Genomic DNA, 24,357 nt, shown 5'->3' with positions numbered 1-24,357 from the left:
TAACAACTACCTTAACTTTCTTATGTTTTTGTATCGCTGTAAAAGGGTAGGGTGGGAGTAGTGTACAAAAACATACGCTTTGTGCGGGGTGAGGTTGCTAAGGCTGGTCTTTGAAAGTTTTTTAAGACCGGAGATCAATGCCTCTCCATTATAGGTGTTTTTGGCATAATTATCTGCCTGATATTCAAACTTCCTGGAAAGGTAATTCATTAGCAGGCCGGTGAGCTCTGAAATTGGACTGTATAAGATCCCAAAGGTGATTAGGCCAATATGAAAACTGGGTTCTTCAACTCCCAGCGCCAGGGAAAATAAAGGATTTCCTATAAAGAGCGAAAGCAGCCATAGGGTAAACCCCGTGGTTATTATAGCTGCTGCCAGATTTATAAACACATGCTTTTTCTTATAATGTCCTACCTCATGAGCAAGCACACTTACAATCTCTTCCTCTTCCAGATCATTTATAAGAGTGTCATATAAGGTGATCCTTTTTTCTTTTCCAAATCCTGAAAAATAAGCGTTTGCCTTTGTGCTGCGTTTTGAACCGTCAATTACAAAGATATTATCCAGTTTGAATCCTACTTTTCCGGCATATGTCTCAATTTTGGACCGAAGGGGACCTTCCGGCAAAGGACTCTGTTTATTAAAAATGGGTACGATCAATTTAGCATAGAACATATTTACAAAAACCGAAAATACTGTTACCAATACCCACGCATACCACCAGAAATTTTCGCCTGCAAACTGGTAAAACCAAACTATAAGTGCCAGGATGCCGCCTCCTACCAATATCATTAGACCCCAGGATTTTAATTTGTCAAGTATAAAAGTTTTAGCGGTTGTTTTATTAAAACCATACTTTTCCTCAATTACGAAAGTGCTGTACCAGGAAAATGGCAGGCTAAGAATATCGCTGGCAAGCATAATTATGCCAAAAAAGATAAGGGCAATAATAATCTCATTTTCTGCAAATCCTCTGGCTATTGAATCAACCCAGGCGAATCCTTCAAAAAAAAGAAACCCTAACATTAACAGAAGGGAAAATGTGCAAGATACCAAACCAAATTTGTAACGTTCCTTTTTATAGCGCTGTGATTTTTGAAACTCGACATCTTCGTAAACATCCTGTAATTCAACCGGAACAGGATCATTAAAGTGTCTTGCATTAAGGGCATCCAGGAATTTATCGACTATAAAATCGATAAGGATAATAATAACTATGATATAAAATAGGGTTTCGGGGTTCAAGATGTAGATAAGTTTATGGTAATTAATATTTTGTAAATGTAAAAGTTAGCGGGGATTTGATCATTTAAATTGACGTTGGCGCTTTGCTTCAAATATTAAAATTCCGGCGGCCACAGATACATTCATGGAATCAATTTCCCCCTGCATGGGAATTATGATATTTTGAGTCGAATTTTCCAGCCATTCCTTGCTTAGGCCGGTTGCCTCAGTACCAACCACTATAGCAGATGAGGTGGTAAGATCAATTTCACTATAAATTTTTGAAGCCTGTAATGCAGCGGCGTATATGGCTACTTTTTTATGATGAAGAAATTCAATGATCTCTGAAGTTGTCCCAGTAGCGATCTTGGTGGTGAAAACGCAACCAACACTAGATCTTATTATATTGGGGTTAAAAATATCGGTTTTAGGATTGCTTATAAGAATTGCATCTACCTTGGCAGCATCGGCAGTCCTTAACAAAGCGCCTATATTTCCGGGTTTCTCAGGAGCTTCGGCCACCAGGATCAGGAGATTTTTATCCAGAAGTTCCAGTTTTTGTAATCCAAGGTCTTTCGTAATAACCACAGCAAGTAAACCTTCGGTACTGCCGCGATAAGCTATTTTATTATAAACTTCAGCAGAAAGGGAAGTGATCTCGGGATGTTCCTGATCTTTAACCAGGTCTTTCACTTTAATTTCAGGGAAAAGTTCCTCAGCAAAATAAAGTTCTTTCAGGCGAAAGCCCCCTTTTATGGCAAGCTGAATTTCCCTCACACCCTCCACAATAAAAACCCCTTCCTTTTTTCTGGCCCGTGACTTCTCCTGAAGTTGAAGCAGTCTTTTTATAACCGGGTTTTGAAGACTTGATATATGCTTATACATATAGATATAATACCAGAATTAATTTTATAATAATAAGAAAACCCCCAGAAGTTGGGGGTTTAAAGATAAGAGAATTAATTTTCTCCTTCTTATGATTTCTATCAAATCTCTTTTATTCCGGGGAGCTTTTTTGATCCTTAAATTTATTTGAATATCTCTGGTATAACCTGGTTTGGTGACTTTCCAGACTTACTTCCCTTCCCTGAATCCATGCTTTTATAAGTACATTGCCGCGCATATCCAGAGCATCGCCTTCACTTATGAAAAGGGTTGCATCTTTGCCGCGTTCCAGGGTACCTGCGATATCATCTATTCCCAGGATCTTAGCAGTATTTGAAGTTATAAGCTTTAAAGCTTCTTCTTTATCCATTCCTGTTCCCGCAACCGTTCCTGCATAAAAAGGAAGGTTCCTTGTGTTCATGGTTTCCATTTGTCCGCTGCTTTCAAGGCCAACCAGGACTCCGCTTTCGTGAAGTAATCTGGCATTTTTGTAGGAGAAGTCATAATCTTCATCATCCTGCGTGGGATTGGAATGAGGCCTTTTTGCAAGCACGGCTACGTTATTTTCCTTTATTTGAGCCGCAACCTTATGGGCATCGTTGGCGCCTACCAAAACCAGGTCATTGAGGCCCTGTTCTTTTTTAAATTGCAGTACATCCAAAATTTCTTTTTCCCCATTTACGTGTACAAAAACCTTCTTTTTACCTGTAAATACGGTTTCCATAGCACCAAATGGCAGGTGTACCTGCTTTTGATCTCCGGCCAAATAAGCTTTAGAGTTTTGAAAAAATCTGGCTAAATTCATAACCTGTTCGGCATACTCTTTATTGGCTTTCATCCCTGTTTCACCTTCCCACCATCTCCCGCGGGTGAATGTAACGGGCCAGTTGATGTGTAGCCCGTCATCTTCCTTAATTACTGCATCTTCCCAGTTCCAGGCATCAAATTGAACAATGGAGGAAGTTCCCGAGATGGTCCCGCCCCGCGGAGTGATCTGGCCTATGAGAACCCCATTAGGACGCATGCTTTCAACAATCTTGCTCTCGGCATTATAGGCAATAAGACTTCTTATATGTGGCAAAATTTCTCCAATCTCCTGCTCATCATCTGTAGCTCTTACAGATGATATTTCTACCAATCCCAGCGTAGAATTAGGGGCAATGAATCCTGGATAAACGTGTTTTCCTTCAGCATTAATTATCTCGCCGCGATATTGCATCTTGGTGGTAAGGGCATCCATCACCTGGGTGATCTTGCCGTCTTCAAAAATTATCAGACTGTTTTCTATTACCTCTCCATTTCCCAAATGCGCTTTGGCCCCAACGATTGTAACCGCCCGGGATTGTTTTGGCGCCGGAGTTTGCTGCGCCACAATTCCTGAAAAGCAGGTAAGGGCGGCCAATATTGTGATATATAAATTTTTCATCTCTTTTAATTTAATGTATTTCCAGTGTATTGCAGTGAATATGCTGTTCTTCTTTTGGACTCACAGGTTTTGAAGGGGCCCCTCCATTTTTGGCTTCCAGCATTTGGGTGGTCAAAAGATTTTTTTGTTTGGCCATTTCCTCCCTTAATTTTTCATCGCGGTCCAGGTCAAAATAAACCACACCTTCTACCAGTGTTTTCTCTGCATTGGAATAAACCGATAGGGGGTGACCGGACCATAAAACAACATCTGCATGTTTTCCTGCCTCCACGCTTCCCACATATTGATCTATATGCATCAATTTTGCCGGGTTAAGGGTTACAAATTTCCAGGCCTCTTCTTCGGTGATCCCACCATATTTCATAGATTTTGCAGCTTCCTGGTTAAGTCTTCGGCTCATTTCACTGTCATCACTATTTATAGCCACTGTCACACCTGCCTCATGCAGAATAGCCGCATTATATGGAATTGCATCATTTACCTCGTATTTATAAGCCCACCAGTCAGAAAATGTAGAAGCACCAACCCCGTGCTCTTTCATTTTATCTGCCACTTTATAGCCTTCCAGTATATGAGTAAATGTATTGATCCTGAAATCAAATTGTTCTGCCACTTTCATAAGCATATTGATCTCGCTTTGAACATAGGAATGGCTGGTAACATAGCGCTCCCCATTCAGTATTTCTACAAGGGTTTCCATTTCCAGGTCTCTTCGGAAATTTTTATTGTTCTTTTTTTCCTGTTCATAATTTCTTGCCCGGCTAAAATAATCGAGGAAAACCTGTTCCACCCCCATTCTTGATTGCGGGAAGCGGTTGGCATTTGACCGGTTTGATTGCTTCACATTCTCACCAAGGGCGAACTTTATGAATTTTGGAGCTTCCTTAAAGATCATTCCTTCGGCCGGGGCTCCCCATTTAAGTTTAAGAATCGCCGAGCGGCCACCTATTGGGTTTGCCGATCCATGAAGCAACTGTACCGCGGTTACACCCCCGGCAAGATTTCGGTAAATATTAATATCTGTAGGATCTACTACATCTTCCATAGCAACTTCAGCAGTAGAATTGTGGCCGGCTTCATTGATAGCCGAAGCGGCAATGTGCGTATGTTCATCTATGATCCCTGAGGTAAGGTGTTTTCCCGTTGCATCTATAACACGTGCATTTCCGGCATTAAGGCCCTTTCCAACCCACGAGATCTTTCCATTCGCGATCAAAACATCTGTATTTTCCAGGATGCCCTCATTGGTATTGGTCCATACGGTAGCATTTTTGAAAAGGATGTTTTCCTGTTTTGGCTGCGCATCAAATCCATATGCCATATTGGGAAAAGTTACCTTTACAACATCCCGCACATTTTTGGAAGGCTGTTTTTTATCTTCTACATCACTCGTCCTCACTGCAGTAAATGTGGTTTCCTGGCCGTTATGCTGAATTGCTTTTCCTGTGATAGATTTAGCTTTAGGTTGCACCCTGGCTACCAGCCTTGTAAATTCTTTCTTTGTAGAATCGGGAGAGGTGAGAAGTAAATTCATCCACCCATCAGAATAAGTGATTTTGGATTCTATTTTTTTATCACCTTGTTTTACTTCGGTTTTAGGCGCGGTTGGTTTTCCCGTAATTTTTAAAGAATAGGTATTACCGCTCACTTTTAGATCGTAGTTCCCTGCAAGGTCAACCGTATTTAAATTTTCCAGAATGCTCCTTTTACCCTGCACCCAGTTCTCATAGATCACACTTTCTTTGTCAAACACATCGCCGGAGGTGACAAGGAAATTGGCCCACGCACCTTCTTTTAAAACGCCCAGTTTGTTTTCCTGTCCAATTGTTTTAGCAGGAACGGTAGTTAATGCTGCCAATGCGGCCTTTTTATCCAAACCAAATTCAATTGCCAATAACAGGTTTTCCCTGAACTTTTTTTCATCCTTTAGGTTGTAAGCGGTAATTACAAAAGGAACATTATTCTCTGCAAGCATTTTCAAATTGGCAGGCGCCTGATTCCAGCGCTTCATATCCTGTAGGTTTACATAACTTGCCATAAAGGGATCCTGTACATCATAAACATCAGGAAAATTCAGGGGAATAATGAAAGTGGCATTAGATTTTTTTACCTCTTCAATTCTTTCGTACTCATGGCCGCTTCCCAGGATCACATAATTAACCCCAAATTCATTTGCGATCTTATCTGCCCGTAAGGCATCCAAAAGATTTGTTGTTTTAAATATCTGCACCAGGTTCTTGTTTCGGTTTAAAGCTTCCAGAGCAAGATCTTTATTTTGGGAATTCCCCTTGGAATACCAGTCGGCATCAAGATAACTTTGACGTAATAATGCCATAGCACCCATTATTGAAGTTGGGTAAGATTGACGGGATTGAACACTTTTCTCAAAGGAAAGGTATTGGGCAGAACGGCCTGCAAGTATTCTGTCTCCTGCGGTAACTTCGGGAGTTAGGGCCAGGAGAACGCCGGTGCCGCGAATTATTCCGTCGGCCATATGGGTATTGACAACCCCAAATCCATTTTTATGAAGTTTGGCCGCTTCATCCATATTAAAATTTAAATGTTCAACCGCGTTGGTTTCAGGACGAATATGGTCGTTCCAATAATAGCCCTCACGGCTTGCTTCATATTGGGCCTGGTTAGAATTGCCAGATAGCCTGGAGGGTTTGGCAATACCAAATTCACTGTAAATATCAATAAAAGATGGATATACCTCTTTGCCTGCAAGGTCAATGCGCACACTATTTGAAGGAATGTTTATAGTTTTTCCCACAGCAGTGATCTTTCCATCTTTCACCGCAAACATACCATTCTCAATAATGGTATTTGGATCTACATGAATACGCGCGTTTTCAAAAACCGTGTAATTGGAATTTTTCGATTTTACACCGTCATTCTGGGGGAAATAATCCTGGGAATGAAGGTTTAGCCCTGTCAAAAGAAGGGCAAACAACAGCATTTTTAATTTCATAAAAATTAGGGTTTTAGAAGATAAAATAAGTCAAGGCTGGAAATTAAGAAAAAATTGATAAAAAGGAATACATTTTAAAATGCATTTTCCACATCATCATAATAATTTACCAATAAAGCAACTACATAACTGTAACTTTTCATCCCGGACTGCTGATTATTGGCTTTGAGGAAACTATTGTAACTAAACTGAAAGATGGGTTCAAAAGGATTTTGATGCCGTTCCCAGAACTCTCTAACTTCCCGGTAATTTTCCCGTATCCCGGGATTTACGGTTGCCATAAGCTTATCGGCCTGTTCCTTATCCCTGGCATAAAGTTCATTTATACAATAGCGAAGCGCAAAAGTAAGCCCTGAATATCTGAAATAAAGATCTGGATGATTTATAGTGGCAAGACAGGCAATGAAATTGGCTTCGTTTTCCTTGGCAAAACCCAGCTGGTGGCCAATTTCATGACTTGCGGTAGTGGGGATCTTATAGCGGGTTATCTGGGTGTTCACCTGGGCTTCACTTGTAAGGGGATTCAAATATCCGTTGAAACCCATATAGGTAAGCGGGATACTATATAGCGATCTTTTTAAACTTCTGCCTTCATAGGTGAGCTTGGGATAAGTTTTGCTCACATGATCAAAACCATCAATGGTCTTTTTAAGTAAATCCCCTTTCTTAAAATCATAAGGCACGGGTAGACTATCATTGGCGGTTAATTCAAAATGGATCTCATTAGACTTGGTTATAAGGGTTTGAGTAAGCATGATAAGCTCCTCTGTATTATAATCATTTTTAATTTTAAGCGTCTTATGGAGGGGAAGCCGGTAATAGTTGAAACCCCAGAAGATATGAAAACAGGCATAGATTATTGAGGTGAGGGCAAATATCTGGACGATCCACTTCCGCGGATTTTTAAACCTGGTATTGACCCTGATTGCAATCCATCTAATTACCGAAATTATAAAAAAGGTGTATAACAGGTCTCCAAGGGAAAAAGGTAAGACCCCCAGGGAAGTTCTCATTATCCTTGCAATAACAGGATAAATTCCTGTACTGTAGTAATCCTCAACGAACTCGGGATATTCTGAAATGATCTTTACACCCATATATTGAATTGGGAGAAGGATTGCCAAAATGAGTCCTGACTTATTTTTCACATGCTAAAATTACAAACTAATAAAAGACTCACAAATTTTCCTGCTTTACTAATAACCAATATCTTTGTGAAGATACCATAAAATAAGCAACAACTGCCGGTTTGGATCTCATCAAAAATTCAACCACAGTTTTTAAATCGAACGTGAAAACCACAATTAGGATAAATTAATTGGGCATAATAGGTCCTGGAAGAACCAGGCAATCAGGTTATGCCTTCTAAAAACCTTAATAACAATTATATGAATGAAGAAATAAGAACTCTGGAACCAAAAAACCTGTGGAATAAATTTGCAGATCTTAATGAAGTACCCCGTCCTTCCAAAAAAGAGGAGCGGGTTATAGAATTCATGAAGAAATTTGGGAATGATCTCAATTTGGAAACTATGGTAGACGGGGTTGGAAATGTGATCATACGAAAACCCGCCACCCCAGGAATGGAAAATAAAAAAACCGTGGTCCTGCAGTCGCACCTGGACATGGTTCACCAAAAGAACAATAATACCAATTTTGATTTTGACACCCAGGGAATTGAAATGGAAGTAGATGGAGACTGGGTGCGGGCCAAAGGGACTACCCTGGGAGCCGATAATGGCCTGGGAGTGGCAACCATTATGGCGATCTTGGAAAGTGACAGTATTGAACACCCGGCACTGGAAGCACTTTTTACTATAGATGAAGAAACCGGAATGACAGGTGCAAAAGGTCTTGAAGGCGGTTTATTAACCGGGGAGATCCTGTTAAATCTCGATACTGAAGAGGATGATGAAATTGGGATTGGGTGCGCCGGAGGGGTTGATATTACTGCAGCAGGATCTTACAAAAACGAAAATACCCCTGAAGGTGTAAGTGCATTCAAAATCACAGTGAATGGACTGCAGGGTGGCCATTCCGGAATGGATATTATAAAAGGCCTTGGAAATGCCAATAAATTAATGAACCGCCTGCTTTACAGGGTTTCAGAAAACCTGGAACTAAGGATAGCTGAGATAAATGGTGGCGGATTGCGAAATGCAATACCCCGGGAAAGTGAAGCAATAGTGGTGGTTGATGAATTACAGGAAAAAGTTTTATTAGCCGAATTGGAAGAAGAAAAAGAAGCGATCACTGCTGAATTTTCCTCGCTGGAACCAAAATTAAATATAGAGATAACCTCTGTCGAAATCCCCACAAAAGTAATGGATTCCGGGGCCCAGGATAAATTATTAAAAGCGGTGTATGCTGCCCATAATGGGGTTTACAGGATGAGTCCTGAAATTGAAGGGCTTGTGGAAACCTCAAATAATATTGCGAAGGTGGAGGTGAAGGATGGCAGGATCACTATAAAATGCCTTACCCGTTCCTCTGTTGAATCTTCAAAAAATGATGTAGCCAACAGCCTTTCTGCCGTTTTTGAACTTGCGGGCTATGAAGTGGAGCTTTCAGGTGATTATCCCGGATGGGCTCCAAACAGAAATTCAGATATTCTGAAAGTGCTGGATGGGTTGTACGAAAAAATGAACAATGAAAAGGCGAATGTAGCGGCATGTCATGCCGGCCTGGAATGTGGAATAATAGGGCAGCATTACCCTGAAATGGATATGATCTCTTTTGGGCCTACCATACGCGGCGCGCATTCTCCGGATGAACGGGCGAGCATTTCTTCAGCTCAAAAATACTGGAAATTTGTACTGGAAATTTTGAAAAATATCCCCGAGAAGAATTGAGGTATTTAAAAATTATTCAGCTACTAAAAAAGTAATTTCCCAAAGCGGGAAAATAAGGAATAAAAAAAGCGGCTTTCTTCAAGGAAAGCCGCTTTCGTATTTAAGGTAAGTTCAATTATTCCTGAATACCTGCCATTTCAATTACAAAGATAAGATCAGAGTTAGGAGGGATCACATTTCCTGCACCACCCGGCCCATAGGCTAAATGGGAAGGAATAAATAAAACCACCTTATCACCCACGCTCATGTTCTGAAGCCCTTCTTTAAAACCTGGGATCATTTGAGCATCAGGGCCAATTTTAGTAGTCATAGGACCGTAACCTCCCTGGTCTTTTCTGCCCGGGTTAAAGACTCCCGATTCTTTTGCAAGCTCTTCCACATTGGTGTCAAAAAGAGTTCCGTCTACAAAATAGCCCTCATACAATACTTTAACCATATCTGTAATTGCAGGTTTTGGCCCATCTCCTTTTTTAAGGGTATGTATTTTTAAGCCACTTTCCAATTGGGTGGCATCTTCAGCAAGGGAGCTGAATCTTGCAGCATTTTCTGTTCTGGATGCTTCCTGGCGTTTTGCAAGCTCTTCTTCCTCTGCTTTTACCTTTGCCAGCCTGTCTTCAAATACCGCTGCGGCATCAAAATTTTTGGCAGCTTTTCCTTTACGTATAATATTTACATTTTCAATAATCACCTCTTTTACAGGCCTGTCCTGGGGGCCGGTTTCCATTTGACCTATTTTATCTACCACATCCTGGCCTTCTGCAATTTTGCCAAAAATCGTGTGTCTTCCATCCAACCATGGAGTTTCTGCAAGAGTTATAAAAAACTGGCTTCCGTTAGTTCCGGGACCAGCATTGGCCATTGATAAATACCCTTTGGAATTATGGGTTAAAGAATCTACGATCTCATCAGGAAATCTATAACCCGGGTCTCCGCCACCGGTACCTGTTGGGTCTCCTCCCTGGATCATAAAATCTTTTATTACCCGGTGAAATGATAATCCGTCATAGAACTTCTTTCCTTTATAGGTACTGTCTACGACAGAATGTGATTTACCTTCGGCAAGGGATACAAAATTAGCAACAGTGGTTGGTGTTTGCTCATAGTAAAGCTCGGCAACAAATGTTCCCTGGTTGGTATTGAATTCAGCATAGATTCCATCCTCAAGATCTGGATATTCCTCTTTACAACTTACAAGGCCAAGAATGATGGCGCAAACAAATAAAATATTTACTTTTTTCATATTAATTATTAGGATTGTTATTGGATTCGTTAATTATTGAATGAAGTTTTACATGGGTAATAATAGGCACATTGGTACCTATTTTATTTTTATCGCCGTAATATCCAAAAGCTTTATGAGAAGGAAATATAAAGGTTACTTCTTCTCCTTCTTTCATTAGTTTAAGACCCTCCCTAAGACCGTTAAAAAGATCTTCTTTGTCCATAGCGTATCTTTTTGTGGGCAATTCCCCTTGCGCATAAATAACATCCCCATCCAGTTCCTTAATATCATAATCAAAGCGTACCACATCTCCAAATTCCGGGGTTTCGGTATTTGTAGAATCTGTTGTCTTTGTATTATAATAGTACCAGAATCCTGAATTGGAGGCCACGTAATCATTAAGGGTGTCCCTTTCTATGATCTCAAGGATCTGTGCCTCTTCACGGGCTACAAGTTCCCGGTTGCGTTCTATGGACTCATTTATGAAAGAACCAGAAGATTGAGTAACCGGCCTTCTGGCTTCAGGGGATTTACATCCCGAAAGTCCAACTATTACAAGGATCAATATTAATTTTATAATTTTCATATCGCTAGCTCTTCTCTGTATTCCGGAAGAAGGGTATTGAATTTTGTTACAGTGTCTTCCAGGGATAAATTACTTTTTCCTCCTGCTGCATTTAAATGCCCACCCCCGTGAAAATGTGCTCTTGCAAACTTATTTACTGAAAATGTTCCTTTAGACCTCAGGCTCATTTTTATAAGGCCTTCAACTTTATGTTCTATAAAGATCACCGCAAAAATTACACCTTCCAGTGCAAGGCCATAATTTACAAAACCTTCGGTGTCACCCTTCTGAAAATTATAACGGTCCAGTTCTTCTTGTGAAAGGGTAATGTAAGCTGTTCTTAATTCCTTATTAACTCTCAGGTTTTGAAGTGCCACCCCTAATAACTGTAACCTGTTTTGAGAAAAAGTATCATATACATTTTGATGGATAGTAGTATTATCGGCGCCTTTTTCAATAAGATCTGCAATTACCATATGGGTTTCGGCAGAGGTTGAACGGTACCTGAATGAACCAGTATCGGTCATTATACCCGTGTATAAACAGGTGGCAATACTGGGGGTTATTTGTTTAACAGCCCGTAATTTTTGAATAAACTTATAAACCATCTGGCAGGTAGAACTCATAGTAGCATCACTATAGGTATGATCTGCATAATCTGATGGTTCGGGGTGATGATCTATCATGATGAAAGTAGCCTGTGTTTCTCTCAAAGGAACTTCCATATCACCAGATCTTTCCAGCATATTAAAGTCCAGGGTAAAAACAATTTCGGCAGCATCTATCAATTGATCACAATGATCTTTTTGATTCTCGTAAATTAGTATGTCTTCGCTCCCCGGAAGCCATTTTAAAAACTGCGGAAAATCATTAGGTGCAATCACCGTTACCTCATGACCTTTGTCTTTTAAAAAATGGTATATCCCAAGACTGGAGCCTATTGCATCGCCATCCGGGCCCTTATGGGGAACTACAACTATTTTATTGGCTCTGGAAAGAGCCGAAGTTATTTCTAAAATACTTTGTTCTATCATAATAAGGGGTAAAGATACAATTTAATAACATTTTGCTATAAACTGATTTCTTAATTTAGGGGTTCTTATAACTTTGCACAAATGAAACAAATTTTACGCTTATCGCTGCTATTTTTATTGGTGAATTCCTGCGGAACCTCGAAACCTGCAGAGAAACAGGAGGGAATTATAAATGAAAAAACTTCTGTTGACGCTCCATCCAAATCTTCAGACTTTATTATCGCCTTTGGAAGTTGTAACAGGCAAGACCTGCCACAACCCCTGTGGGAATCGATCGTTGAAAACAATCCCGATTTGTTTATTTGGGGAGGTGATAATGTTTATGCCGATACAGCCGATATGCAGCAGCTGGAAAATGATTATGAGACCCAGAAGGCAAATGCAGGCTACCAAAAATTACTGGCATCTACAGAAATACTTGCAACCTGGGATGACCATGATTACGGCCAGAATAATGGAGGCACCAACTGGGAATTTAAAAAAGAGAGTCAGCAAAAATTCCTGGATTTCCTGGATGTACCTGTAAATGATCTCCGCCGGGAAAGGGAAGGGGTTTACCATAGTAAACTTTACACCACCCCAAAAGGAAGTGTAAAAGTTATAGTATTAGATACCCGCTACTTCCGGTCAGACCTTACAATGAGTGAAACCCCCGGGAAACGTTATGAGCCCGACCCTGAGGGAACAATCCTTGGAGAGGCGCAATGGACGTGGCTGGAACAGGAATTAAAAGATAGCAGGGCCGATTTTAATATTCTGGTAAGCAGTATTCAGATCCTAGCCGCAGAGCATGGCTTCGAAACCTGGGGTAACTTCCCGTTGGAAGTGGTAAAATTAGAAGATCTTATCGCATCCTCAGGAGCACAAAATGTCGTGATACTCACTGGCGATCGCCATATTTCAGAATTCTCCCGAAAGCAGGTAAAAGGGTTGAAGTATGCATTGGTAGATTTTACTTCCAGCGGCCTTACCCATACCTATACCGGTTTTACGGGAGAACCAAACCAATACAGGACCGGGGAGGTAGTGAGTGATCTAAGTTTCGGATTATTGTTTATAGACTTTGATTCCAGATCCATACGCATGGAAATGCGGGGAAAGGAAAATATTTTACAACAGGAGCATTTGGAAAAATATAAATAAATGGAAAAAGCCGGAAGTAGGCTTGTATAAAGAATTGAATTATGTAGTTTTGCAAAAAATTTAAAAACCATATTATGGCAGAGAATAGAACTTTTACAATGCTTAAACCCGATGCGGTTGAGAAAGGACACATTGGTGGGATCCTTGAACAAATCAACGCTTCCGGCTTTAGAATTGTAGCGATGAAATTAACCCAAATGACTAAGCACGATGCGGAGACTTTTTATGCTGTTCATAACGAACGCCCGTTCTTTGGGGAATTGGTAGAATTTATGACCCGTGGTCCTATTGTTGCTGCTGTTCTTGAAAAAGAAAATGCAGTTGAAGATTTCAGGACTTTAATTGGGGCTACAAATCCTGCTGAAGCTGCTGAAGGTACCATAAGAAAGAAATTTGCAACATCTGTAGGAGAAAATGCAGTTCATGGAAGTGATAGCGAGGAAAACGCGGCAATAGAAGCTGCTTTCCATTTTTCAGGTAGAGAGATGTTCTAGAGAACATATTCAGAATAAAAAAGCCCGTTTCTTTTTCAAGGAGCGGGCTTTTCTATTTAACTTAATATAGGTACTACCTGAGAACGATCTTATTAATTAGGTCTTTGCCCAAAGCTTCATTTAACAGGCGTACTATCTTTTCCTTGCCGTAGCTTAGTTCTTCCCGAAGTACTGAAGAACTTAACTGCACATATAAAGTGCTTCCATCCAGTTTAAGAGAGGTGGTATATTTTTCTATTGCCGGGCCCATTTGCTCGTTCCATACGTCACGGGCATTTACTTTGTCCAGGCCTGTTTGAAGTTTGTTTTTGGACACGAAATCCTGTAAGGCTTCGCTTAACTTTAAATTTTCATTATTCCTTTTCATAAGTTTCTTCGCTGTCTATATTTAATGGGGAGTATCTTGTATAATGATAGATCATTCCATCTTCATTCTCTATTTTTAATTCGTTTTCTTCTGCAAATATCACCCTTTCCTTCCAGGTGTCGAAAGGTGTTGTGTAATATATAAAGAGCTCATTATCTTCAATGATTATTTTAATGTTTTCTGAATCTTCGGTTACCTGAAAAGTCCCGTCCAATTGTGGCCTTACTTTTTTCCTTACTCCTTCTTTTCCGGTAAGGTCGAAGAAATCTACTGTTTCATTGTATTTATATTCTCTTACTGAATCTGGCAATATTTCTACCCGTTTTATTTCCCAGTAACCTTCGAGATGTTTTAGTTGCTGTTCGGGTTTTTGACTTTGGCATCCGGTTAAAACCAGGATTATAACCAGGGTTTGGATAAGTTGTTTCATATGTTGATTTTCATTTTTTTATTGTTCTCCCGTTAGCTATCGGAGTAATTCGCATATCCCTTCATGCCGGCAGGCCGGTTCAACGTTGTATGTATCGAATCTCTCATATGCGCCTGTCATAATTTAAATATTTTATAAGTTTGGTTGCTTTCTTTTACCACTTTCTCAGTGCGCTCTGCGTGGGTATCACTTATAAAAATTTGTCCCAACTCGTTACCTGCTACCAAAGCTACTATATGAGCGACGCGTTGTTCATCCAGTTTGTCAAAAATATCATCCAGTAATAAAATGGGGCTGGCTTTATTGATCTTTTTTATAAAATCGAACTGGGCAAGTTTTAAGGCGATTAAAAAGGACTTTTGCTGGCCCTGCGATCCAAACTTTTTAATGGGATGCCCGTCAATCTCAAAACTCAGGTCATCCTTATGAAGTCCCACCGTTGTATATTGAAGCACCATATCTTTCTGCAGGTTCTCTTCCAGCAAAATATGAAGGGGTTTTTCCTGTAACTGGCTTTTGTATTGAAGACTTACCTTTTCATTACTGTTGGTGATCTCGGCATACCTTTTATCAAAAATTGGGATAAACTCCTGTAGAAAAGCTGTTCTACCTTCAAACAGTATATTGCCATATTCCTGCATCTGGCTGTTATATATCTCAAGGGTATCACGGTCAAATTTTGAATTGGCCGCAAAGAATTTTAGGAGGGCATTTCTTTGCGCAACCACCTTATTATATAGAATAAGCGCGTTAAGATATTTTTGATCGCTTTGAGAGATCACCCCATCAATAAATTTCCTTCTGGTCTCACTGCCTTCCAGGATGAGGTCACGGTCTCCTGGGGAGATCATCACTGCCGGAATAAACCCAATGTGTTCGCTAAATCTCTCGTAAGGTTTGTTGTTCCGTTTTATAACTTTAGATTGGCCCCGTTTGGCACTAACCAGGATATGTTCTTCGCGCTGGTTTTTTTCAAGATTTCCTTCAATCACAAAAAATTCGGCTTGGTGGTTTATATTCTGGCTCGTGACTGGATTAAAATAGCTTTTTCCAAATGAAAGGTGATAGATGCTGTCCAGGACATTAGTTTTTCCCACCCCGTTATGGCCTACCAAACAGTTTATTTTAGCATCAAAATCAAATGAAGCCGAATCAAAATTTTTATAATTAACAAGGGAAAGGGATTTTAAATACATAAATTGCTGAAAATCAGCTTTTTGAATTAATATGTGCTTTGATGTAAAGGTAAAATAATCATAATGAAATATTAAAAAAATTAGAATATTTTTCCCTTTATATTAAGATTAAAATTTTATTTTTGCGACTCATTAAACAGATTTTATGGCGACTTACAAGAAAAAAGGACATAAACCATCAACGAAAGACGAGCAACAAAAACATGTAGAGGAACAATCTACAACAGCTGAAGTTTTCAACACCCTGGATGAGGGTGCCAATAAAACCGAAGAATGGGTTGCAAGTAATCAAAAATACATCTACATTATTGTAGGTCTTGCGGCGGTTGTGGTCCTTGGATTCCTGGGCTACCAGCGTTTTATCCAGGAGCCAAAGGAGAAGGAAGCTGCAAACGAAATGTTCCAGGCTCAGGAATATTTTGATAATGCTCTTGCTACCTCTGGTGCCCAAAGCGATTCATTATATAATATGGCCCTTACCGGGGGAGAAGGAAAATATGGTTTCCTTGATATCATAGAAGATTACAGCAGTACCAATGCAGCGAATCTTGCAAACTATTATGCGGGTTTTGCCTACTTACATACCAACAAATACCAGGATGCCATCACCTATCTTGAGGATTTTAAGAGTGATGATGAGATCCTTGCGCCATTGGCAAGTATTGGAATTGGTGACGCTTTTCTGCAGTTAAACCAGCCTGAAGAAGCCCTTAACTTTTACGATAAGGCTGCCGAAATGAGGTCTAACAGCTTTACGACACCCAAAGCCCTTATCAAGGGTGCTATTACTGCTATTCAGGTAGGTAAAGGAGAGCAGGCTGTAAAATATTTGAACAGGATAAAGGATGAGTATTCAACCACTCCTGAAGCTGAGCAGGTACCTGTCTATTTAGGACGTGCCCAGGCAATGAAATAAGTATGGCTACCGAGGGTAAAAATCTTTCAGAATATGACAAAAACCGGGTTCCTAATGCTAAGGAATTCCGGTTTGGTCTTGTAGTATCTGAATGGAATGAAAATATAACCGAAGGGTTATTCCAGGGAGCTTTTGATGCCCTTAAGGAAAATGGCGTGATCAATGAAAACATTGTACGCTGGAACGTTCCCGGGAGCTTTGAATTAGTTTATGGCTGTAAAAAAATGCAGGAAAGCTTTGATATGCTTGATGCTATTATTGCCATAGGAAGCGTGATAGAAGGGGAGACCAAACATTTTGATTTTGTGTGCCAGGGGGTAACCCAGGGGATAAAAGATTTGAATGTGAATCACGATATTCCTGTTATCTTTTGTGTGCTCACAGATCAAAATATGCAACAGGCCATAGACAGATCTGGCGGGAAGCACGGCAATAAAGGAGCTGAGGCCGGTATCACGGCTATTAAAATGGCCCAGTTAAGAAAAGACGCCCGTTTCTAGCCTTTCTTCGGCATTATTCTTGCGCCAGGTATTTTGCTTGATCAGGCTTTATTTTGTGAGGCTTTTTAAGTAAATTTGAACATCTGTAAAGCAATCCATTTGAAAGCCAATTTTTTAAAACTCCGCAAGAATTCCCGTTATAATTACACTCCACGTTATTATAAGGGCAAAGATTCAGGGAATTTGTATGAGTTTGATTCCAAATTCAATAAATACAGGAATACCACAAATGCCATTGATTTTGGCTCCCAGTGGGCCGATGCCCGAAATTCCAGCCGAAACCGCGGGAACAGGGAACTTAATAAACGGGTGATCATAATTATCCTTATCCTCGTGCTCATAGTTTTATGGATATTGGACTTTGATTTATCTATCTTCTCGAATTAATCCTTCATGAGTGATGTTATCCATTTGTTGCCGGACCATGTGGCCAATCAAATTGCTGCGGGCGAAGTGGTACAAAGGCCTGCCTCTGTAATTAAGGAATTGCTGGAAAATGCCATTGATGCCAAAGCCCGGAACATCCAGGTCTTTATTAAAGAAGCAGGAAAGATCCTTATAAAGGTGGTTGATGACGGCGTAGGAATGAGCATTACAGATGCGCGTTTAAGCTTTGAAAGGCACGCAACTTCGAAAATAAAAACTGCTGAAGATCTTTTTCAACTACAAACCAAAGGTTTCCGTGGGGAAGCCCTGGCCTCTATTGCAGCTATTGCACACGTGGAACTTAAGACAAAACGTGAAGGTGATGAAATTGGCACATGTATAAAGATAGAAGGAAGCCAGGTGGTGGCACAGGAACCCTGCACCACAGCAACCGGCACTTCCCTTACGGTAAAAAACCTTTTTTATAATATACCCGCCAGAAGAAATTTTCTGAAATCTGACACCGTTGAAACCCGCCATATTGTTGACGAATTCCAACGGGTAGCCCTGGCTCATCCAAATATTACCTTTACCCTGGTGCATAATACCGGGGAGCTGTTTCAGCTGCCCTCGGCCAATTACAGGCAAAGGATCACCAATATTTTTGGTGGAAAGACCAATGAAAAACTGGTACCGGTAAATGAGGAAACAGAGATCTTGACCATTTCGGGATTCGTGGGGAAACCCCAGTTTGCAAAGCGTACCCGCGGGGAACAGTTTTTCTTTGTAAATGACAGGTTTATAAAAAGCCCATATTTGAATCATGCCGTTACGGCCGCGTTTGAAGGTTTGTTAAAAGATAATGCTTTTCCCAGTTACTTTTTATACTTAAAGGTTGATCCAAAAAGCATTGATATTAACATTCACCCCACCAAGACCGAGATTAAATTCGATGACGAGCATGCCTTATATGCCATCATGCGAAGTGCGATAAAACACAGCCTTGGCCAGTTTAACGTTGCACCCATCCTTGATTTTGACAGGGATCCCACCATGGATACGCCTTATAATTATGAAAATAAGCAGGCTACTACCCCAAAGGTAGAAGTAGACCGTAATTTTAATCCATTTAAGGAAGAACAAAACCGGGGCAGGAGTTTTTCCCCTTCTTTTAGAAGAGAAACACCCAGCTGGGAAAGCCTGTATACCGGTTTAAATACAGAACAGCCGGAAAATAGTGAAGAGTTGCGGCAAATTGAATTTGAGAGTGAGGAAGTAACCGGAAACCTGTTTGGAGCTTCCAAAAGTGAGGAATCGCAGCACTCCACGTTTCAGCTTAACAAAAAATTCATCATTTCCACCTTAAAGAACGGGATGCTGGTTATAGACCAGCACCGTGCACATACCCGCATCTTATATGAAGAACTGCTTAAAAGTATTACCGTTCACGCAGCGGTAAGCCAGCAGTTATTGTTTCCGTTGCAATTGCAATTCAGCCAAAATGAAATCCGTTTGTTAAAAGGGATCAAGGATGCCCTGGAGAATACAGGTTTTATATTTTCTGAAATAAGAAAAGATTCCATAGAAATTTCAGGAATTCCTACTACGGTTTCAGAAAGTGAGGTTGAAATGCTGCTGGAACAATTGCTGGCCGATTTTGAAAATGAGGTGCCGGGTAATAATTTCTCACAAACAGACCTTTTGGCAAAATCCCTGGCAAAGAGTATGGCCGTAAAATCCGGAAACCTACTCAATCCTACAGAGCAGCAACATATTGTAAATGGTTTATTTGCCTGTAAAGAGCCAACTTTAACCCCTTCAAACAAACCTGTTTTTATTACCTTGCCGGTAGAAGAAATAGAAAAAAAATTCATGTAAATGGGAAGAATGACAGATACCGTAAAGGTACTTTTAATCATTAATGTTATATTTTTTGTAGGTACGCTTACGGTTGGAGAATACACGTATAAATTATTCTCTTTGTGGTTTTTTCAAAATGACAATTTTGGAATTTGGCAGATACTTACCCATATGTTCATGCATGGGAGTTTTATGCACATTCTCTTTAATATGTATGCCTTATGGGCTTTTGGAAGCCCCATTGAACAAATGCTTGGCCAGAAAAAATTTCTTTTCTTCTATTTTTCCTGCGGAATTGGAGCTGCTATTATTCACTCACTGGTAAATTATTACCACGTACAATCTGGATACAATGCGCTGGTTGAAGCCGGAATGAATCCTGAAAGTATTAGACAACTGCTCAATACAGGCCAATATTCTACTGCTATCCTGGATTCTGTTTCCCGGGAAACCCTTGAAAGTATGTATATTTCTTTTAATACGCCCGCCGTGGGAGCATCTGGAGCTATTTATGGAATTTTAGTCGCTTTTGGTATGTTATTTCCAAATGTCGCACTATTTTTAATATTCGTTCCGGTACCTATTAAAGCAAAGATATTTATCCCGGTTCTCATCGCTATAGACCTGTTCTCCGGACTCACCGGGTACTCTTTATTTGGCGGCGGAATCGCGCATTTTGCCCACGTTGGGGGAGCTTTGTTCGGCTTTATTATGATGTGGTACTGGAAAAAGAATCAGTTTAATGAAAACAGGTGGGATTAATGGGACCGGCAGATAAATTTCGTTATAAATTACAGACAGCTACAGTTGTTGAGAAGCTCATTGGGCTTAACGTCCTGTTCTTTATACTTTTTTATCTTGCCAAAACAATTGCTTTCCTTTTCCAATGGCCTTCAGATTTTTTACTGGAGTGGTTTGTATTTCCTAAGGAGCCGGGAGAATATATCTTCAAGCCCTGGTCTATAATCACCTATTCTTTCCTTCATTCGGGGATATGGCATATTCTTTCCAATATGCTAATACTCTATTATGCGGGTATTTATTTTCTTACTTATTTTTCAGCAAAGAAACTGCTCAACTTTTATTTTTTAGGGGTTATTACCGGCGCGCTTATCTATATGTTAAGCTATAACCTGTTTCCAGCATTCCAGTCTACGGGAAGGTCCTATTTACTTGGGGCTTCGGCCGGGGTAATGGCAGTTCTGGTGGGTATTGCTACTCATGTTCCTCATTTAAGGATCAGGCTATTGTTCCTGGGGAGTATAAAATTCTGGTATATCGCCGCTTTTCTTGTTCTTCTGGATATAATACAGATACCAATTAGCAATTCCGGCGGGCATCTTGCTCATTTAGGAGGCGCATTGTTTGGATATGTTTATGCGAACCAGCTTGGAAAAGGAAATGACATTGGCAGTGGTTTTGAAAAATTGACAAGTGGTTTCCTTTCTCTTTTTGAAGCCCAAAAGAAACCTAAATCTACTATGAGAACGGTTTATAAAAAAGCGGGTGGTTCCCCTGTGGCGCCTTCGGCCGGCAAGATCTCCAAGAATGAAAAGCAGCAAAAGATAGATGCCATTCTGGATAAAATAAGCAAAAGTGGTTATGACAGCCTCACCAAACAGGAGAAGGATTTTTTGTTTGACGCCGGAAAAGAAAATTAAATGAAGAAATTGAAGTTTCTGGACAAGTTTCTATTCCTACTTAATTCGCTGCTTGCCTTCGCATTGCTATTATCCTATTTATTACCACACATCCCACCCTCAAATTTCCCCTTACTTTCAGTATTAAGCCTCGGGGTACCGCTGCTTATTTTGGGGAATGTGCTTTTTCTTATTTTCTGGTTATTAAGACTGAAACGTCATTTTTTACTTTCCCTTATTATTCTTGCCGCAGGCTATAATTATGTTGTCGCCTGGTTTCAAATTGGGAAAAAAAATGAAAGCACCACAAATGAACTTAGTGTAATGAGTTACAATGTGAGGATGTTCAATGCTTATAAATGGGTAGATGACCCCTTGATCCCCGAAAAGATCCAGACATTTGTGAATGAGCAGGATCCGGATATCCTTGTGACCCAGGAACATTATATTGGCGAAACCGGGAAGTTTAAAGAATTTCCTCACAGCTATATAAAACTGAAGGATAAGGGAAGCGAATTTGGAATGGCGATATTTTCAAAATATCCTATAGTGAATAAACAATCCCTGGACTTTCCCGAAGACGGGAATAACAACTCTATTTTTATAGACATTGTTAAAAATGAAGATACCCTGCGCATCTTCAACGTGCATTTTCAATCACTTAACATAAAACCGGGACTGCAGGATATTAAGGATGCCGATTCTAAACAACTCATTGGAAGAATAGGGTATGGTTTTAAACTCCAGCAAGACCAGGCGAAAATATTAAAAGAAGCTATAGATGAATCCCCTTATAAGACCCTGGTGCTTGGCGATTTTAATAATACGGCATTCTCCTACATTTATCGCTATATAAAGGGAGAGCGCTTTCAGGATGCGTTCCTGTTGGCTGGGAGCGGTTTTGCCAGAACGTTCAACCTTAACTATTTCCCTTTGAGAATAGATTTTCTTTTTATAGAAAACTCCATCCCTATTAATTCTTTTGAAGTATTTCCGGTAGATTATTCAGATCACTTTCCCTTAATGGCCCGTCTAAACTGGTAGGACGCTACATTTCCCGAAGATAATTTACTGCGTTTGGCCCCTCGTTGAATAAAAGGTCCAGAATGCTCAAATCCTGTATAAAGCCTTTTTTATCCTGAAAAACCTGGATATATTCCGGTACTTCCCTCGATTTTTTGGCGTTTATAAGATCCCTTCTGTCTATAATTCCGGCGGGGTCTCTAAAGTATTCCACAGTCTTTTTATAATCCACAGTTATCTGTAAGCTTTCACATACCAGATCAAAACACTTATAATTAAATTCCATTAAAAAATCTTCTTTTCCATGGAAAAGAGGGGCGAAATCATCTTCATAATATTCAAAGAAAGGGGAGGTCTGGTAAGCAGATTTTAAAGATTTCCAGTGGAGTTGCTGCCATTTAAAATCATTTTCAATTTTTACATCCTTATATTTTTGATGCAGCTTTACTCCCGGAGCATTCAAATGCTTCACGGGAATATTCAAAAGAAGTTTCCCATTGGCACCATATATATAGGTACGGTTGCGATAGGTTTGTTTTTGATAATTATCCTCATTTTCAAACCATATGGTGGCCGGTTTTACAATTTCTTTAAAATGTGAAACTGGCCCAAAATAGGGGAGATGTAATAAAATTTCCTCCATCTTACAGCAATCTTAGGATTCTCTTCTTTTCTTGAAAAAGTTAAAGGCTACAAGTATTATAACCACAATAAGAAAATAGGGTAAATATGAAACCGGGTCTCCGGGGCCGCCCACTGTGGTGAATAATCTATCCCAGCGCACCTTGTTAATAAAACCATCACCATTGGCATCCCAGCTCATCCAGATAAACACAGGTTTTCCAACTATATGATTTTCCGGAACAAAGCCAAAATAACGGCTGTCAAGGCTGTTATGCCTGTTATCTCCCATCATCCAGTAATAATCCTGTTGAAAGGTATAAGAGTCGGTAGCCTGGCCGTTTAGCAAAACCTGGGTGCCATTAACGCTTACCTTATTGTCAAAATCCATTTCAGACCCCTCATACACTTCAATGATCCTTTTATATAATTCTATATTTTTGGAATTAAGCGGGGTGGTAACACCTTTCTTCGGAATGAAAATAGGGCCCATATTATCGTTGTTCCAATGATGATCTCCTTTTTGAGGGAATAGCTGGGTATCTGCAACACTGGAAGAATCTACCACTCTTGCAATGGTTTCAACATTGGGATGATTTTTAAATCGCTCAAAAGCTTCTTCCGTCAGGTTGATCCTGAAAGTTCTTGATTCAGCATGATAGGGCACATAATCTGTAACATCATAACGCTCATAGAGGTTATAAGGATGAAAAGGTTGTCCTTTGGTTGTTCCCTGGTAAGAATACTGGAGTTTGGCTCTGTCTGGCAGCTGTAACGGCTGGGAGTTAATATGGATCTTTCCGTTAATGATCTCAAGGGAATCTCCCGGAATACCAACCGCACGCTTTACATAATTGGTTTTTTTGTCTATGGGTTTATAGTAGTGCTTATCTGTATAATACATATTCATCATAGTATCTACAGGCCAGTTGAACACTACAATATCTGTTCTTTCAATCTCCTGAAAGCCGGGAAGCCTGAAATATGGGATCTGGGGTTTTTCCAGGTATGACTTTACGTTTAACACAGGTATTGTGTCATGAACCATAGGGAAAGCAACAGCCGTTAAAGGTGTGCGCGCCCCGTAATGAAATTTGCTAACAAAGAGGAAATCACCCACCAGCAGTGTTTTTTCCAAAGATGATGTAGGGATTGTAAAAGGCTGAATAAGATAGGTGTGAACCAGCGTGGCAGCAATAATGGCAAACAGGATTGAACTTACCCATTCTCCAACGGCGGTGCCCGGTTTTAAGCTGCGGTCTGCAATATAAGTAGCATCTGTGAAGTAGTTTATATAAAAAATATATAAGCCGAAGGTTATGAGTACAAGAAAGGTATCCATGGAACTATTCCTGCCAAAACTTCTAATAGTTTCCACCCAAACTACCGGGAACATAATTAAGTTTACAATTGGAATGAATAACAGGATCACCCACCACCAGGGACGGTTAATGATCTTCATTAAAACCACCGCGTTGTAAACAGGAACCGCGGCTTCCCAGGCTTTACGGCCGGCTTTTACATAAAGTCTCCAGGTTCCAAGAAAATGGATAATTTGCACTACTAAGAAAAACAGAAGCCATTGGGTAATTGTCATAGTAAACTATTTACTGGTATTGGTA

23 protein-coding genes are annotated in these 24,357 nt (G+C 40.1%); 10 read left to right on the top strand and 13 right to left on the bottom strand.

Annotated features, from left to right (window positions below; all coding sequences use genetic code 11):
• Positions 1-6: 6 nt before the first annotated feature.
• The 5 genes from FK178_RS06655 to FK178_RS06635 all read right to left on the bottom strand — a co-directional run bounded on the left by FK178_RS06655 (position 7) and on the right by FK178_RS06635 (position 7,654).
• Positions 7-1,245: a M48 family metallopeptidase gene (locus FK178_RS06655; protein WP_146832509.1), complete on the bottom strand. Its 1,239-nt coding sequence runs from the start codon at positions 1,243-1,245 to the stop codon at positions 7-9.
• A 60-nt stretch (positions 1,246-1,305) separates the two neighbouring features.
• Entirely contained in the window at positions 1,306-2,109 is an 804-nt protein-coding gene (locus FK178_RS06650) for a TrmH family RNA methyltransferase (RefSeq protein WP_146832506.1), read from the bottom strand.
• A gap of 112 nt (positions 2,110-2,221) precedes the next feature.
• Positions 2,222-3,535: an amidohydrolase family protein gene (locus FK178_RS06645; RefSeq protein WP_146832503.1), complete on the bottom strand. Its 1,314-nt coding sequence runs from the start codon at positions 3,533-3,535 to the stop codon at positions 2,222-2,224.
• Between the two features lie 10 nt (positions 3,536-3,545).
• Positions 3,546-6,506, bottom strand: coding sequence for an amidohydrolase family protein (locus tag FK178_RS06640; RefSeq protein WP_146832500.1), 2,961 nt, complete (start codon positions 6,504-6,506; stop codon positions 3,546-3,548).
• Between the two features lie 74 nt (positions 6,507-6,580).
• Positions 6,581-7,654, bottom strand: a complete 1,074-nt coding sequence (locus FK178_RS06635; protein ID WP_146832497.1) for a DUF3810 domain-containing protein — start codon at positions 7,652-7,654, stop codon at positions 6,581-6,583.
• Between the two features lie 240 nt (positions 7,655-7,894).
• Between FK178_RS06635 and FK178_RS06630 the strand changes: the two genes are divergently transcribed.
• Complete coding sequence (locus FK178_RS06630; RefSeq protein WP_146832494.1) at positions 7,895-9,358, top strand: aminoacyl-histidine dipeptidase; 1,464 nt, start codon at positions 7,895-7,897, stop codon at positions 9,356-9,358.
• Between the two features lie 115 nt (positions 9,359-9,473).
• Here FK178_RS06630 and FK178_RS06625 read toward each other — a convergent pair whose 3' ends face one another.
• The 3 genes from FK178_RS06625 to FK178_RS06615 are packed head-to-tail and all read right to left on the bottom strand — an operon-like array spanning position 9,474 to position 12,179.
• Complete coding sequence (locus FK178_RS06625; protein ID WP_146832491.1) at positions 9,474-10,598, bottom strand: peptidylprolyl isomerase; 1,125 nt, start codon at positions 10,596-10,598, stop codon at positions 9,474-9,476.
• 1 nt (position 10,599) lies between these two features.
• Positions 10,600-11,166 (bottom strand): gliding motility-associated peptidyl-prolyl isomerase GldI, encoded by a 567-nt coding sequence (gene gldI, locus FK178_RS06620; RefSeq protein WP_146832488.1) that lies wholly within the window; start codon positions 11,164-11,166, stop codon positions 10,600-10,602.
• Positions 11,163-12,179, bottom strand: a complete 1,017-nt coding sequence (locus tag FK178_RS06615) for a DHH family phosphoesterase (protein ID WP_146832485.1) — start codon at positions 12,177-12,179, stop codon at positions 11,163-11,165. Before FK178_RS06615 ends, gldI begins: the two co-directional genes overlap by 4 nt.
• A gap of 81 nt (positions 12,180-12,260) precedes the next feature.
• Here FK178_RS06615 and FK178_RS06610 point away from each other — a divergent pair, with 81 nt between their 5' ends.
• Both FK178_RS06610 and FK178_RS06605 read left to right on the top strand, forming a co-directional pair.
• Positions 12,261-13,322: an alkaline phosphatase D family protein gene (locus tag FK178_RS06610; RefSeq protein WP_146832483.1), complete on the top strand. Its 1,062-nt coding sequence runs from the start codon at positions 12,261-12,263 to the stop codon at positions 13,320-13,322.
• 74 nt (positions 13,323-13,396) lie between these two features.
• Entirely contained in the window at positions 13,397-13,816 is a 420-nt protein-coding gene (locus FK178_RS06605) for a nucleoside-diphosphate kinase (protein WP_146832480.1), read from the top strand.
• Between the two features lie 73 nt (positions 13,817-13,889).
• On the opposite strand, the gene FK178_RS06600 is transcribed toward FK178_RS06605, so the two are convergent.
• The 3 genes from FK178_RS06600 to recF all read right to left on the bottom strand — a co-directional run bounded on the left by FK178_RS06600 (position 13,890) and on the right by recF (position 15,809).
• Complete coding sequence (locus FK178_RS06600) at positions 13,890-14,183, bottom strand: DUF721 domain-containing protein (RefSeq protein ID WP_146832477.1); 294 nt, start codon at positions 14,181-14,183, stop codon at positions 13,890-13,892.
• Positions 14,170-14,613, bottom strand: coding sequence for a lipoprotein (locus FK178_RS06595; protein WP_146832475.1), 444 nt, complete (start codon positions 14,611-14,613; stop codon positions 14,170-14,172). The genes FK178_RS06600 and FK178_RS06595 overlap by 14 nt, the downstream gene beginning before the upstream one ends.
• A gap of 116 nt (positions 14,614-14,729) precedes the next feature.
• Entirely contained in the window at positions 14,730-15,809 is a 1,080-nt protein-coding gene (gene recF, locus FK178_RS06590; RefSeq protein WP_146832472.1) for a DNA replication/repair protein RecF, read from the bottom strand.
• A gap of 145 nt (positions 15,810-15,954) precedes the next feature.
• Here recF and FK178_RS06585 point away from each other — a divergent pair, with 145 nt between their 5' ends.
• From FK178_RS06585 to FK178_RS06555, 7 genes are all read left to right on the top strand, one after another.
• Entirely contained in the window at positions 15,955-16,725 is a 771-nt protein-coding gene (locus FK178_RS06585; protein ID WP_146832469.1) for a tetratricopeptide repeat protein, read from the top strand.
• Positions 16,726-16,727: 2 nt separating this feature from the next.
• Complete coding sequence (gene ribH, locus FK178_RS06580) at positions 16,728-17,225, top strand: 6,7-dimethyl-8-ribityllumazine synthase (protein ID WP_146832466.1); 498 nt, start codon at positions 16,728-16,730, stop codon at positions 17,223-17,225.
• Positions 17,226-17,324: 99 nt separating this feature from the next.
• On the top strand, positions 17,325-17,612 hold the full coding sequence (locus tag FK178_RS06575) for a hypothetical protein (RefSeq protein WP_146832462.1): 288 nt from the start codon (positions 17,325-17,327) through the stop codon (positions 17,610-17,612).
• Positions 17,613-17,618: 6 nt separating this feature from the next.
• The gene (gene mutL / locus FK178_RS06570; RefSeq protein ID WP_146832459.1) at positions 17,619-19,469 is read left to right on the top strand and encodes a DNA mismatch repair endonuclease MutL; all 1,851 of its coding nucleotides are present in this window, start codon (positions 17,619-17,621) and stop codon (positions 19,467-19,469) included.
• Complete coding sequence (locus FK178_RS06565; RefSeq protein WP_146832456.1) at positions 19,470-20,213, top strand: rhomboid family intramembrane serine protease; 744 nt, start codon at positions 19,470-19,472, stop codon at positions 20,211-20,213. It abuts the gene before it with no gap.
• On the top strand, positions 20,213-21,112 hold the full coding sequence (locus FK178_RS06560; RefSeq protein WP_146832453.1) for a rhomboid family intramembrane serine protease: 900 nt from the start codon (positions 20,213-20,215) through the stop codon (positions 21,110-21,112). The genes FK178_RS06565 and FK178_RS06560 overlap by 1 nt, the downstream gene beginning before the upstream one ends.
• Positions 21,113-22,135, top strand: a complete 1,023-nt coding sequence (locus tag FK178_RS06555) for an endonuclease/exonuclease/phosphatase family protein (RefSeq protein WP_146832450.1) — start codon at positions 21,113-21,115, stop codon at positions 22,133-22,135. It begins immediately after the preceding gene.
• A gap of 4 nt (positions 22,136-22,139) precedes the next feature.
• Here the strand turns inward: FK178_RS06555 and FK178_RS06550 are convergent, their stop codons facing one another.
• Both FK178_RS06550 and lepB read right to left on the bottom strand, forming a co-directional pair.
• Positions 22,140-22,757, bottom strand: coding sequence for a WbqC family protein (locus tag FK178_RS06550; RefSeq protein WP_146832447.1), 618 nt, complete (start codon positions 22,755-22,757; stop codon positions 22,140-22,142).
• Positions 22,758-22,769: 12 nt separating this feature from the next.
• The gene (lepB, locus tag FK178_RS06545; RefSeq protein ID WP_146832444.1) at positions 22,770-24,332 is read right to left on the bottom strand and encodes a signal peptidase I; all 1,563 of its coding nucleotides are present in this window, start codon (positions 24,330-24,332) and stop codon (positions 22,770-22,772) included.
• Positions 24,333-24,357: the final 25 nt, after the last annotated feature.

The organism is Antarcticibacterium arcticum (genome assembly GCF_007993795.1).
In the GTDB taxonomy this organism is placed as follows: Bacteria; Bacteroidota; Bacteroidia; order Flavobacteriales; family Flavobacteriaceae; genus Gillisia; species Gillisia arctica.
Note: the sequence above shows the minus strand (reverse complement) of the source record. Positions and strands in the feature narration are given on the sequence as shown.

What these genes read in the sequence shown, in the direction of transcription:
- gldI (WP_146832488.1), bottom strand. Translation starts at nt 11,166, where the DNA reads ATGAAAATTATAAAATTAATATTGATCCTTGTAATAGTTGGACTTTCG.
- FK178_RS06610 (WP_146832483.1), top strand. Translation starts at nt 12,261, where the DNA reads ATGAAACAAATTTTACGCTTATCGCTGCTATTTTTATTGGTGAATTCC.
- recF (WP_146832472.1), bottom strand. Translation starts at nt 15,809, where the DNA reads ATGTATTTAAAATCCCTTTCCCTTGTTAATTATAAAAATTTTGATTCG.
- FK178_RS06550 (WP_146832447.1), bottom strand. Translation starts at nt 22,757, where the DNA reads ATGGAGGAAATTTTATTACATCTCCCCTATTTTGGGCCAGTTTCACAT.
- FK178_RS06600 (WP_146832477.1), bottom strand. Translation starts at nt 14,183, where the DNA reads ATGAAAAGGAATAATGAAAATTTAAAGTTAAGCGAAGCCTTACAGGAT.
- FK178_RS06555 (WP_146832450.1), top strand. Translation starts at nt 21,113, where the DNA reads ATGAAGAAATTGAAGTTTCTGGACAAGTTTCTATTCCTACTTAATTCG.
- FK178_RS06565 (WP_146832456.1), top strand. Translation starts at nt 19,470, where the DNA reads ATGGGAAGAATGACAGATACCGTAAAGGTACTTTTAATCATTAATGTT.
- FK178_RS06615 (WP_146832485.1), bottom strand. Translation starts at nt 12,179, where the DNA reads ATGATAGAACAAAGTATTTTAGAAATAACTTCGGCTCTTTCCAGAGCC.
- lepB (WP_146832444.1), bottom strand. Translation starts at nt 24,332, where the DNA reads ATGACAATTACCCAATGGCTTCTGTTTTTCTTAGTAGTGCAAATTATC.
- ribH (WP_146832466.1), top strand. Translation starts at nt 16,728, where the DNA reads ATGGCTACCGAGGGTAAAAATCTTTCAGAATATGACAAAAACCGGGTT.
- FK178_RS06585 (WP_146832469.1), top strand. Translation starts at nt 15,955, where the DNA reads ATGGCGACTTACAAGAAAAAAGGACATAAACCATCAACGAAAGACGAG.
- FK178_RS06605 (WP_146832480.1), top strand. Translation starts at nt 13,397, where the DNA reads ATGGCAGAGAATAGAACTTTTACAATGCTTAAACCCGATGCGGTTGAG.
- FK178_RS06650 (WP_146832506.1), bottom strand. Translation starts at nt 2,109, where the DNA reads ATGTATAAGCATATATCAAGTCTTCAAAACCCGGTTATAAAAAGACTG.
- FK178_RS06560 (WP_146832453.1), top strand. Translation starts at nt 20,213, where the DNA reads ATGGGACCGGCAGATAAATTTCGTTATAAATTACAGACAGCTACAGTT.
- FK178_RS06640 (WP_146832500.1), bottom strand. Translation starts at nt 6,506, where the DNA reads ATGAAATTAAAAATGCTGTTGTTTGCCCTTCTTTTGACAGGGCTAAAC.
- mutL (WP_146832459.1), top strand. Translation starts at nt 17,619, where the DNA reads ATGAGTGATGTTATCCATTTGTTGCCGGACCATGTGGCCAATCAAATT.
- FK178_RS06645 (WP_146832503.1), bottom strand. Translation starts at nt 3,535, where the DNA reads ATGAAAAATTTATATATCACAATATTGGCCGCCCTTACCTGCTTTTCA.
- FK178_RS06625 (WP_146832491.1), bottom strand. Translation starts at nt 10,598, where the DNA reads ATGAAAAAAGTAAATATTTTATTTGTTTGCGCCATCATTCTTGGCCTT.
- FK178_RS06630 (WP_146832494.1), top strand. Translation starts at nt 7,895, where the DNA reads ATGAATGAAGAAATAAGAACTCTGGAACCAAAAAACCTGTGGAATAAA.
- FK178_RS06595 (WP_146832475.1), bottom strand. Translation starts at nt 14,613, where the DNA reads ATGAAACAACTTATCCAAACCCTGGTTATAATCCTGGTTTTAACCGGA.